The sequence below is a fragment of the Pseudonocardia ailaonensis genome (genome assembly GCF_039531635.1).
Classification (GTDB): Bacteria; Actinomycetota; Actinomycetes; order Mycobacteriales; family Pseudonocardiaceae; genus Pseudonocardia; species Pseudonocardia ailaonensis.
The window spans coordinates 50,585-61,980 of record NZ_BAAAQK010000029.1 but is presented as its reverse complement, the minus strand read 5'-3'; the positions used below and the strand labels follow the sequence as shown (position 1 = coordinate 61,980).

7 protein-coding genes, 1 tRNA gene and 1 pseudogene are annotated in these 11,396 nt (G+C 73.0%); 4 read left to right on the top strand and 5 right to left on the bottom strand.

All coding sequences use genetic code 11. From position 1 onward, the window contains the following. Position 1: 1 nt before the first annotated feature. The gene (locus tag ABD324_RS35495) at positions 2 to 265 is read right to left on the bottom strand and encodes a hypothetical protein (RefSeq protein WP_344427734.1); all 264 of its coding nucleotides are present in this window, start codon (positions 263 to 265) and stop codon (positions 2 to 4) included. A 427-nt stretch (positions 266 to 692) separates the two neighbouring features. Here ABD324_RS35495 and ABD324_RS35490 point away from each other — a divergent pair. Further along, positions 693 to 2,969 (top strand): annotated as a pseudogene (locus ABD324_RS35490) ((Fe-S)-binding protein); the annotation flags it as partial. A 2,097-nt stretch (positions 2,970 to 5,066) separates the two neighbouring features. Here the strand turns inward: ABD324_RS35490 and ABD324_RS35485 are convergent. The 3 genes from ABD324_RS35485 to ABD324_RS35475 all read right to left on the bottom strand — a co-directional run bounded on the left by ABD324_RS35485 (position 5,067) and on the right by ABD324_RS35475 (position 8,786). Further along, positions 5,067 to 6,698 carry a hypothetical protein gene (locus ABD324_RS35485; protein WP_344427731.1) on the bottom strand — a complete coding sequence of 544 codons (1,632 nt, stop codon included), beginning with the start codon at positions 6,696 to 6,698 and terminating at the stop codon, positions 5,067 to 5,069. Between the two features lie 328 nt (positions 6,699 to 7,026). Beyond that, positions 7,027 to 7,641, bottom strand: coding sequence for a response regulator transcription factor (locus ABD324_RS35480; protein WP_344427727.1), 615 nt, complete (start codon positions 7,639 to 7,641; stop codon positions 7,027 to 7,029). Further along, a complete protein-coding gene (locus ABD324_RS35475) occupies positions 7,638 to 8,786 on the bottom strand; it encodes a histidine kinase (protein WP_344427723.1) in 1,149 nt (382 codons plus the stop codon). Before ABD324_RS35475 ends, ABD324_RS35480 begins: the two co-directional genes overlap by 4 nt. A 136-nt stretch (positions 8,787 to 8,922) precedes the next feature. Here ABD324_RS35475 and ABD324_RS35470 point away from each other — a divergent pair, with 136 nt between their 5' ends. Then, positions 8,923 to 9,816: an ABC transporter ATP-binding protein gene (locus ABD324_RS35470; RefSeq protein WP_344427720.1), complete on the top strand. Its 894-nt coding sequence runs from the start codon at positions 8,923 to 8,925 to the stop codon at positions 9,814 to 9,816. 1 nt (position 9,817) lies between these two features. Further along, the gene (locus tag ABD324_RS35465) at positions 9,818 to 10,528 is read left to right on the top strand and encodes an ABC transporter permease (RefSeq protein WP_344427717.1); all 711 of its coding nucleotides are present in this window, start codon (positions 9,818 to 9,820) and stop codon (positions 10,526 to 10,528) included. 90 nt (positions 10,529 to 10,618) lie between these two features. On the opposite strand, the gene dcd is transcribed toward ABD324_RS35465, so the two are convergent. Further along, on the bottom strand, positions 10,619 to 11,200 hold the full coding sequence (gene dcd / locus ABD324_RS35460; RefSeq protein ID WP_344427714.1) for a dCTP deaminase: 582 nt from the start codon (positions 11,198 to 11,200) through the stop codon (positions 10,619 to 10,621). Positions 11,201 to 11,280: 80 nt separating this feature from the next. Between dcd and ABD324_RS35455 the strand changes: the two genes are divergently transcribed. Beyond that, positions 11,281 to 11,351: transfer RNA gene (locus tag ABD324_RS35455), tRNA-Gly, on the top strand. Positions 11,352 to 11,396 lie beyond the last annotated feature (45 nt).

Sequence of the window (11,396 nt, the reverse complement as noted above, 5' to 3'; positions counted from 1 at the left end):
GTCAGCCCACGATGAGGTTGGCGAGGAAGGCGCCCACCCGGGGCCCGTTCCCGGACACCGCGATGCCCAGCGCGACGAGCCCGATGATCAGTCCGATGCTGCGTCTGGCCACGCCCGCGTTGTCCCCGCGGCCGCCGATCCAGAGCAGGATGATGGCGATTCCGAGCAGGATCAGCGGAACGATGTTGTTCTGGATCCAGCCCTGTAGGCCGTTGGTCGTCAGGTCCTGGGCGTACCAGAGGGCCGTCGCCCCCGGTCGGCTCATGACGGCTCCTTCTCCTACCGTGGTCGACGGCCTCGTACCCAGCCGCCCACCTTACGGACGCAACCGCACCGCACGGTGCTGGCGAGCAGCATGGCACCCGAACGGCTCCGGGTGACCACCGACCGTGAAGACGTACCCCTTGATGGGTGAGGGTGGCGTGAAACACAACCCCGTGTGACCGATTCCTCCCCGGCGCGGTGATCCCGCTCTCAGAAGGTAAGCCTCACTCGCCCGCCCCACGAGCCCTTCCACGATTCGGGTGTGCCACGTTGGTGCTCGTCACGACGCGAACGCCCTCGTGGATGACCTATTCTCCGCGCACGCAGTCGTATGTCGCGGAACCGCCAACGAGGCCTCGCACGGACCTACTCTCCAGTAACCGGCGGCCGGCCTCCGGTCGGAGCCATGACAGGGAGGTTCGGTCCGCATGACCTGGGTGCAGTGGGTGCTCGGCATCATCACGCTGGCGTCGCTGGTGGTCGCCGTGGTGCTGGTGTCCCGCACCGTGGCGAGGATGATCGCGATCATCAGGCTCGGCCAGCCGGACTCCTCGCGCAACGGCCCGTTCGGCGCGCGCACGAGGACCATGCTGAAGGAGGTCCTCCTCCACACCCGGATGATGAAGTGGACGCACGTCGGCGTCTTCCACTGGCTCGTGATGGTCGGCTTCGGCGGGCTGATCCTGGCGCTGGTCGAGGCCTTCGTCGAGGTGTGGGACCCGCACTTCCACCTGCCGATCATCGGCGAGTGGGGGCCCTACTCGCTGTGGGTGGAGATCCTCGGCGTCGGCACCATCGTCGGCATCGTGCCGCTGATCATCTACCGGCAGGTGCAGAACCCGCGCCGGCTCGGGCGGGAGTCGCGGTTCTACGGCTCGCGGATGGGCCGGGCGTACTTCGTCGAGTTCATCGTGTTCCTCGAAGGCGCCGGCATCCTGATCGTGCGCGGCGCGAAGGACGCGCTTGGCTACTTCGACGTGCCGTTCTGGTCCGCCCCCGTCTCGATGGGGCTCGGCGCGATCCTCCCGGCGTCGACCACGCTCGTCAGCGTCTTCGCCGCGGTCAAGGTCCTCTCGGCCATGATCTGGCTGATCGTCATCGCCGCCAAGCCCACCATGGGTGTGGCGTGGCACCGGTTCACGGCGTTCTTCAACATCTACTTCAAGCGCGAGGCGGACGGGCGCAAGGCGCTCGGCAACGTCAAGCCGATGACGTCGGCCGGTGTGGTCCTCGACCTCGACGAGGCGGACCCCGAGAAGGACGTCTTCGGCGTCGGGCGCATCGAGGACTTCTCCTGGAAGGGCCTGCTCGACTTCACCACCTGCACCGAGTGCGGGCGGTGCCAGTCGCAGTGCCCGGCTTGGAACACCGAGAAGCCGCTCTCGCCGAAGCTGCTGGTCAACGCGCTGCGCGACCACGCCTATGCCAAGGCCCCGTACCTGCTGGCCGGCGGCCGCACGGACGTCTCCGGCGAGGAGGTCGGGATCACGGGCGACGGCGCCGAGGCGCGCCTCGCCGCGATCCCCGCCGCCGCCCGGGCCGAGGCCGAGCGCCCGCTGATCGGGACCGCCGAGGCGCTGGGCGTCATCGACCCGGACATCCTGTGGTCCTGCACCAGCTGCGGCGCCTGCGTGGAGCAGTGCCCCGTGGACATCGAGCACGTCGACCACATCGTCGACATGCGGCGCTACCAGGTCATGATCGAGACCGAGTTCCCGTCGGAGCTCAACGGGCTGTTCAAGAACCTGGAGAACAAGGGCAACCCCTGGGGCTTCAACCAGAAGGACCGCCTGGCCTGGGCCGAGGAGCTGCCCTTCCCGGTGCCCGTCTACGAGGGCGAGCTCTCCGCGGACACCGAGTACATCTTCTGGGTCGGCTGTGCCGGCGCGTTCGACGACAACGCCAAGAAGACGACGAAGGCGACCGCCGAGCTGCTGCACCGCGCCGGCGTGAACTACGTGGTGCTGGGCTCCGAGGAGACCTGCACCGGTGACCCGGCCCGGCGCGCAGGCAACGAGTTCCTGTTCCAGATGATGGCGCAGCAGACCGCCGAGATGCTCAACGCCGTGTTCGAGGGCCGCGAGCCCGGCACGCGCAAGATGGTCACCACCTGCCCGCACTGCCTCAACTCGCTCTCGCGGGAGTACCCGCAGCTCGACGGGCACTACGAGGTCATCCACCACACGCAGCTGCTGAACAAGCTCGTCCGCACGGGCAAGCTCGTCCCCGTCGCGGACCCGGACTCGTCCAAGCAGGTCACCTACCACGACCCCTGCTACCTCGGCCGGCACAACGAGGTCTACGAGGAGCCGCGCGAGCTCGTCGCGGCCGTCGGCACGCTCACCGAGATGCCGCGCCACGCCGACCGCTCCATGTGCTGCGGCGCCGGTGGCGCGCGCATGTGGATGGAGGAGCGGATCGGGCAGCGGATCAACATCACCCGCACCGCCGAGGCCATCGACACCCTCGACTCGGTCGGCGGCGCCGGCACCATCGCCGTCGGCTGCCCCTTCTGCCGCACCATGATCGGCGACGGGCTCACGGCCAAGCAGGCCGAGGGCGTCGGTGAGGGCGTGGTCGTCCAGGACGTGGCGCAGATGCTGCTGGCGTCGGTCCAGCGCGGCGACTCGGCCGTCACGGTCGGGACGCCCCCGGTCACGGCTGGGGACGCGTCGGTCACGGCCGGGGACGTGGAGCAGACCACGGCCACACCACTGACGGAGAACACCCCGGCGACCGCCGCCTCCGCGGGGGCGGCCGGTGCGGCGGGGGCCGTCGCGGTCGGTGCGGCAGCGGCCGCTGCCGGTGCCGCCGCCTCCGGGACGAAGGCTCCCGAGGCCTCCGAGGACGAGGTCACGACCGCGGCGAACGATGCCGCCGTCGAGGCCTCGGCTCCTGCTGCTCCTGCCGCTCCGAAGGCCGCGCCGCCGAAGTTCGCGGTGCCCAAGGCGGCGAAGGCCGGCGCTCCCGCCTCCGCTGAGGAGGCCCCGGCCACGTCGGGTGGGGCGACGTTCTCGGTGCCGAAGGCCGCCAGGCCCGGCGCCGCCAAGGCGGCACCGAAGTCCGCGGGGGCCGAGGAGTCGGCTCCGTCGGAGGCGGCTGCTCCGGCTGCTCCGGCCAAGGCACCGGGGGCGAAGTTCGCCATCCCGAAGGCGGCGAAGGCGGGGGCGGCCACGCCGGCCCCGGAGTCGTCCTCGTCCGATGCGCCGTCGGAGGTCGCTCCGGCCGAGGGCGCTCCGGCCAAGGCTGCCGGGGGCAAGTTCACGATCCCCAAGGCCGCCAAGCCCGGCGCGGCCAAGCCGGCGGCCGCGGCTCCAGCCGACACCACGGACGCTGCTGCGGGTGCCGCTCCGGCCGCGGAGACGGCGGATGCTGCTCCGGCCGCCGAGACCACGAACGTTGCTCCGGCCAAGGCCGCGGGCGGCAAGTTCACGATCCCCAAGGCCGCCAAGCCCGGCGCGGCGAAGCCGGCCGCCGCGGAGTCGGCCGCGTCCGGCACGCAGGCCCCGGAGGCATCGGCGGCCGACGCTCAGGGCGGTACGGCCCCGGCGGAAGCCGCGCCGGCGAAGGCCTCGGGTGCGAAGTTCACGATCCCCAAGGCTGCCAAGCTCGGAGGGGCCAAGCCGGCCGAGCCCGAGCCGGCGGCGACACCGACCGAGGCCGCGCCTGCCGAGGCTGCGTCGGGCGGGGCTGCGTCAGGCGGGGCTGCGACGGACGGGGCTGCGACGGGCCAGGCTGCGGCGGCCAAATCGGCGACCGCAGCGTCCGACGCACCCGCCGCCGAGAAGCCCGCCGCTCCGGAGCCGGTGCCGGGTCGCCTCACTCCGAAGTTCGCCCTGCCCAAGAAGGCAGTTCCGGGGAAGGCGAAGCCCGCGGCGGCCCCGGCCGCTGCGGCATCGTCCGAGGCGAGCGAGGCGTCGGCGACCGCTGACGCCACGGCGTCCCGGAGCGACGCGGCGGACGCGGCGCCGTCCCCGGCCGCGTCCGCAGGCGCTCCGTCGACCAGCGCTGCGTCGACCAGCGCTGCGTCGACCAGCGCTGCGTCGACCAGCGCTGCGGCACCGGAACGCGGAGAGCCGGAGCCCGCGGCGGCGGACAGCGCTGGCAACGGAACCGCGACGACGGCGGCCGAGCCGGCGAAGGCAACCTCCCGTGCCGAGGCCCCGCCCGCTGTCCCGGGCCGCCTGACGCCGAGGTTCGCCCTGCCGAAGAAGGCGGTGCCCGCAACGGCGAAGCCGGCAGCGGCGCGGGCCGAGACCTCGCCCGCCGACTCCGCACCGTCGGCCGCCGAGGCCGCACCCCCGGCGGACGAGTCCACTCCGGCGGCAGCCGAGCCCCCGTCAGCGACCGCCGAGGCCGCATCGCCCGCCGCCGACGCCGCGGGGGCCGCCGGGGCCGCGGGAGCTGCGTCGTCGGCCGCGACCGGGGCGACAGCTGCCGAGCCGGGCGAGGCATCCGCCGGATCGGCGAGCACGACGCCGGAGACGAGCACGAACGGCTCCGGGGCCGCCTCGGAGAACGGTGCCGCGGCGTCCCACGGGAAGCCCGCCGGGGCCGCGGACTCCACCACGGAGAAGCCCGCGGCCAAGGAGGTCCCGCCCGCTGTGGAGGGCCGCCTGACCCCGAAGTTCGTGCCCGCGCGCAAGGCCGTCCGCAAGTCCGGCTGACGGTTCCTCGTACGGCCACGGCCCCGCGACCGCCCGGTCGCGGGGCCGTCGTCGAGAGATTGCGAGCGAGCCGCTCCACAGCGCCCGATGCACCGCAACCAACGTCACGGCGCCGCGCACCCTGCCGACCCGGTTTCAGGGCGTGGTGCAGGGTTTGAAGCCCGCGACCCGCCAGATGACCTTGGACGGCTCGTCGGTACGGACCGTCTCGATCACGCCCACGGTCGGGACGGCGCGGCCCCAGGCCGTGGCGCAGCCGTTGACCTCGAGGATCGTGCCGGAGGGTGGGGGCGGGCCGTTCGAGCCCGTGGCACGCGGGGTGGCGGTCGAGCTCCCCGCGGGGACCTTCGCCGAGGCGGCGGCCACCGCGGCGGTGCAGTCCGCGGTGCCGGTGGCGGCGGTGAGCTGGGCCTGGGCGGGGGCGTCGAGGAGGCGGCAGATCGCCTGGGTGTCCAGCGGGCTCAGGCCGTCGTTCAGCTTGCTCAGGACGAGATCGGGGCGGTCGTAGCCGAAGCCTTCGCGCATCTGGGTGCCGGCCTGTTGGGCGATCTCGGCCTCCTGCTGCCGCACCTCCGACGCCCGGAACTGGTACCCGACGAACGAGACGATGCACAGCACGACGCCGGCCACCGCCACCGGCCAGCGGGGCAGCCGCAGCAGCCCGGCGAGCAGCACGCCGATGCTCACTGCGAAAGCCCAGGACCAGGGGTTGTCGCGGGTCTCCAGGACGAGCCCGGCGAGGACCGCCAGGCCGGCGATGTGCCAGGTCCAGCCCTTGGTCAGGCGGTCGAGCCGGAGCAGCGCCAGCAGCACCAGCACGACGAACCCCGCCGCGAGCGGGAGCCACCAGCGGCCCTGCGGGTCGACGTAGAGGAAGCCGTAGAGCAGCAGGATCGCGGCGGCGATGCCGAGCCCGACCGCACCGCGCAGGCTGCGGGGCCGGAAGCGGGCGCGCTGCTTCCGTTCGGGCTCGGGGACGCGCCGCCGGTCGGCGCGCTCGCCGGGCGGTGGAGGGGCATCGGGTTCCCGGGCCGCGAGCTCCCTGCGGGAGCGACGGGTGCCCTGCCGCCAGGCGGGGAAGGTCCCGGGGCCGTCCTGCCGGCGGGCGAGGCCGGCCTGGCGCCCGGCCCCGGCGGTGTCGGCGTCGCTGTCGAGGTCCGGATCGTCGTCCCACACGTCCGGTCGCCGCCGGCCGGACCGCCCCTCCCGATCGGCGAGGCCACGACCGGCACGGTCCTCATCACTCCGGTGCCCGACGGCCCGGCGCTCGTCGGCATCGTCCTCGGCGGCCCGGCCACCGTCGTGGTCGACGTCCCCGAACTCGTCGTCGTCCAGGTCCGGGACGTCCTGCTCAGCGGCGTCCCACCCGTCGTCGTCCCACCCGTCGTCGCCCGGGCCGGAGTAGCTCCGGGCGGAGGTGCGGTACCCGGGACGGTCCGGCACCGGATCCTCCCGGCCGGAGTGCTCCCGGGCCGAGTGCTCGCGCGCTGCGGGGCGGTAGATCTGCTCGTCCGGGTCGTCGACCCAGCTGTCGTAGGCGGGGTTCTCGCGCTCCTGGCGCGTGCTCCCTCGACGCCAGCCCTGGAATGGCTCCTCCGGCGGCACCTCCACGGGACCGCTCTTGCCGTGACGGAAGACCGGGAAGGAGTCGTCGCGGACTCTGCGGGAGTCGAGCGGGATGATCTCCGCGCCCTCGTCCGGGGAACGCCCGTGCCGCCCTCGCTCCCAGGCGGAGGGCTCGTCGTCGGACGGGTCGCGGCGCACCATCGCGAGCCAGGGTAGCCATTCCGGCCCGGGACCGGGGCCGAACGCGCGGATCCCACCCGGCGAACGTCCCCCGTCCCGCGACGGCTGCGCAGCACCGACGGCCCGACGAGCGGCGCCGACCCCGCCCGAGTACCGGATCGGTGGCACGACGCGGGCAGGACCACGGACCGGGCCCACGGCCGGTGTCGCACGGTCGAGCGACCGACACCGCCGCCTCGCGAGAGGTCGAGGGAGACCCGCACCCGACCGGCCGCGATCTACCGAGATCGCACATTCGGCCTACCGAAAGTGCCGACTCGCGGGGAGGGGGCGGTGAGGGTGGGGTCGGTCAGAGCCAGCCGTGGTCGCGGGCGTGTTCCAGGGCCTGTTGGCGAGTGGGGGCGCCCAGCTTCTGCATGGCGGAGGACAGGTAGTTGCGGACGGTGCCGGCGGAGAGGTGGACGCGGGCGGCGATGTCGCTCGCCGTGCCGGACGGGCCGACGTCGCCGACGCTGCGGAGGACCTCCAGCTCTCGGTCCGTCAGGGGGCAGTCCTCCGTGGTCAGGGCGGTCATGGCGAGATCGGGATCGACGTAGCGGCCGCCGCCGTGGACGCGCCGGATGATGTCCGCGAGCTCGGCCGCGGGGGCACTCTTCGTCACGAAACCGCGGGCGCCGGCCGCGAGGGCGCGGCGCAGGACTCCGGGGCGGGCGTGCCTGGTCAGGATGATGCAGCGGACCTCGGGGGCGTGCCCGGCGACCCACTGGGCCACCTCGGCGCCGTCGAGGCCGGGCATCTCGACGTCGAGCACCGCGACGTCCGGGACGTGCTCCCGGATCGCCGCCACCGCCTCGTCCCCCGTCCCCGCCTGCGCGACCACGCGCAGGTCCGCCTCCAGGTCGAGCAGGGCGCCGACCGCGCCGCGGGTGAGCGACTCGTCGTCCGCCAGTACGAGACGGATCACGCGCCGAGCACCGCTTCGAGCCGGTAGCCGCCGTGGCCGTCGGAACCCGCGGCCAGGCGGCCGGTGTGCTCGTCGAGGTACCGCTCCAGGCCGGCCAGCCCCGTGCCCGTCCCGTCGCCTGGTGAGCCGACCCCGTCGTTGGTGACGACCAGACGGTCCGCGCGGATCTCGATGGTGCAGCGGGTGGGCTGGGAGTGGCGCAGCACGTTCGTCATGGCCTCGCGGAGCACCCGGCCGAGGACGTTGCGCGCCGCCGGATCGACCGCCGACGGGTCGCCGCGCACCTCGAGAGCCACTCCGGCGGACCCGAGGACGGCCCGGGCGCCGGCCAGCTCGACGGTGAGGTCGGTGTCGCGGGTGCTCCGCACCAGGGCCCTGACCTCAGTCAACGACTGCCGGGCCACCTGCTGCACCTCCTCCATCTCCGCCTTCGCGCGCGCGGGATCGGCCTCCTGCAGCCGTGCGGCGAGCTCGCTCTTGAACGCGACGACCTCGAGGGCGTGGCCGAGGATGTCGTGCAGGTCGTCGGCCAGGCGGAGGCGTTCGCGGGTGGTGGCGAGCTCGGCGGCGGTGCGGCGGGAGTCGTCGAGGTCGCTGACGGCCTTGAACCACCAGAGCCGCTCGACGTCGAGCACCCACATGCTGGCGACGTAGAACGCGGCGAGCCCCGCCCCGATCCACGGCGACACGGTCCCCCCGGAGACCCGCGGCGCGACCTCGACCCCCACGAAGTAGCCCGCGACGAGCACGACGGCGGTCGCGCCGAGCACCCATACGGCGATCGCGCGGGCCCGGCGGGCGACCACGACGTCGCCGAGCAGGATCCCGGACGCCACCGCCCACACCCAGCCCGCCCACGCCGACGCGATTCCCACCAGCGCCAGCGCCAGGCCGACCGCGCAGGCGGCGACCGTGAACGCCGTTGTCGCGGGGACGCCCGACGCACGGATGTGCTGGCGCATCCGCAGCACGTGCAGCGCCACGGCGGCGAGGAACAGCGGGATCAGCGCGGCGAGCCAGCCGGGCCCCGGGAGCCCCGCGAAGACGATCATCGCGGGCGCGAAGAGCAACCACGCCGCCGTCAGCACCAGGCCGATCCGGGCGAACCGGCGTGCCGCCCTGACCTGCCGTTCATCCCGGTCCACGCCGGAACCGTAACCGAGCTCCGGGCAGACCGCCGGAAACGGATGACAGCTGTCATGCCGGGCGGTGCGGGTGTCAGCCGGACCCGTGACGGCGGCGCCTACCGAGGGGCGCCCCCGGATCGGCACGGTGGGAGCCATGACGCAGACAGCCATCAGGACCGAGACCGCCGTGACCGTCCGCGATCTGCACGTCCGCTACGGGGACTTCGAGGCCGTCCGGGGGGTCGACCTCGAGGTCCGGCGGGGGGAGGTGTTCGCGCTGCTCGGCACCAACGGCGCGGGCAAGACCACCACGCTCGAGGTGATCGAGGGCTTCCGCAGGCGCAGCTCGGGCACCGTGTCCGTCCTGGGATTCGATCCCGGCACCCAGCGCGGCCCGCTGCGCGACCGGATGGGCATCCAGCTGCAGGAGGGCGGGTTCGTCGAGGAGATGACGGTCTCCGAGACGCTCGACCTGTGGGGGCAGCTCTCCGCGCGCGACGACCGGACCGGCCGCCTGCTCGACCGGTTCGATCTCGCGCATCGCAAGGACGTGCGGGTCTCGGCCCTGTCCGGCGGGGAGAAGCGCCGCCTCGACCTGGCGACGGCGGTGTGGGGCAGCCCCGATCTCGTGATCCTCGACGAGCCGACGACCGGGCTCGACCCGGGCGCCCGCCGCCGCACGTGGGACGCCATCCAGGAGCTGCAGGAGGCCGGCCGCACGGTGCTGCTGACCACGCACTACCTGGAGGAGGCCGAGGCGCTCGCCGATCGCGTCGCGATCATGCACGAGGGGCGGCTGGCGGTCTCCGGGACACTCTCGGAGATCCTCGCGAGCCGCCCGGCGGGGTTCTCGGCGACCCTGCCTCCCGGCGTCACGCCCCCGCCGGGCGTCGACGGACCGCACGTCCAGATCCACACGGACGACCTCCAGCGGGACCTGACGGCGTTCCTGACCTGGGCCGCGGCGCACGACGTCGAGCTCACGGACCTGCGCGCCGCGCCGGCCTCGCTCGCCGACATCTACCACGCGATCCGGGAGGAGAGCTGACATGAACCGAGTCGCCGCACTGACGTTCGCGGAGCTGAAGCTGATCGTCCGCAACCGGACACTGCTCGTCTCCACCCTGATCATCCCGCTCGGGCTGGGCCTGTTCATCACCTTCACCGGCGGGGTGAGGGACGCCGGGCCCTACCTGCTCGCGATGCAGCTCGTGTTCGTGCTGGGCATGGGGATCTACGTCTCGGCCACCCAGACCCTGGTCGCGCGCCGGCAGTCGCAGGTGCTCAAGAGGCTCCGGACCAGCGGGATCTCCGACTCCGGCCTGGTGACGGCCACGATCGCCCCGACCGCGATCCTCGCCCTGGTGCAGTTCGTGGTCTTCGCCATCTTCGACGTCGCCGCGGGCGTGCCCCTGCCGTCGTCGCCCTGGTTGATCCTGCTGGCGCTGGTGGGCGGCCTCGCGCTCGTCATCACCGCGGCCCTGGCCACGACGATCGTGACGCCGGCCGCCGAGCGCGCGCAGATCACCACGCTGCCGCTGTTCTTCGTGATGATCGGGACCGGGATCGTGCTCGCGATCCTGCCCCTGGAGGGGTGGTTCCAGGCGCTCGCGCTACTGCCCGGCGGCATGATCGGGACGTTCGTCCAGGCCTCGTTCGGCGGCGGGTTCCCGCTGCTCGCGCTGGTGTCACTGGTGCTGTGGCCGGTGCTGTTCGGGATGCTGGCGAGGCGGCACTTCCGCTGGGACGCCCGGGCCTGATCTCCGGCGGCCGTCCTCGAGAGGGTCCTCCGGGGACATCGTTCGAGATCTGACCGTCAGATGCCCTGACGGTCAGGTCTCTGCGCTTTCCTAGCGAGTGGTGTCGGCCCGGTGGAAGTTCTGCCAGGCCCGGCTCGGCGTCGGGCCACGCTGGCCCTGGTACTTCGAGCCGACGCCCTCGCTGCCGTAGGGCCGCTCCGCCGGGCTGGACAGCCGGAACAGGCACAGCTGGCCGATCTTCATCCCGGGCCACAGCGTGATCGGCAGGTTCGCGACGTTCGACAGCTCGAGCGTGATGTGCCCGGTGAAGCCCGGGTCGATGAAGCCCGCCGTGGAGTGCGTGAGCAGCCCGAGCCGGCCGAGGCTCGACTTGCCCTCCAGCCGCCCGGCCAGATCGTCCGGCAGGCTGACCTGCTCGAACGTGCTGCCCAGCACGAACTCACCGGGATGGAGCACGAAGTTGTCGCCGTCTGCCGTCTCGACCGCGCTGGTCAGCTCGTCCTGCTGCAGCGACGGATCGATGTGCGTGTACTTCGAGTTCTGGAAGACGCGGAAGAAGCGGTCCAGCCGCACGTCGATGCTCGACGGCTGCAGCATCGCCTCGTCCCAGGGATCCAGCCCGAGGCGCCCGGACTCGATCTCCTTGCGCAGGTCGCGATCGGACAGGAGCACGGGAGAACCCTAGCCGGGAAGGTCTCCGGGGAGGTCGAGAGGGGCACGCAGGCGGGGTGCTAGAGTCGCTCAAGCGCACTGCGGATGTAGTTCAATGGTAGAACATCAGCTTCCCAAGCTGAATACGCGGGTTCGATTCCCGTCATCCGCTCTCCACGCAAAGGCCCAGCTCAGAGTGTGTCCACACCGGAGCCGG

What these genes read in the sequence shown, in the direction of transcription:
- ABD324_RS35465 (WP_344427717.1), top strand. Translation starts at nt 9,818, where the DNA reads ATGAACCGAGTCGCCGCACTGACGTTCGCGGAGCTGAAGCTGATCGTC.
- ABD324_RS35485 (WP_344427731.1), bottom strand. Translation starts at nt 6,698, where the DNA reads ATGGTGCGCCGCGACCCGTCCGACGACGAGCCCTCCGCCTGGGAGCGA.
- ABD324_RS35470 (WP_344427720.1), top strand. Translation starts at nt 8,923, where the DNA reads ATGACGCAGACAGCCATCAGGACCGAGACCGCCGTGACCGTCCGCGAT.
- ABD324_RS35495 (WP_344427734.1), bottom strand. Translation starts at nt 265, where the DNA reads ATGAGCCGACCGGGGGCGACGGCCCTCTGGTACGCCCAGGACCTGACG.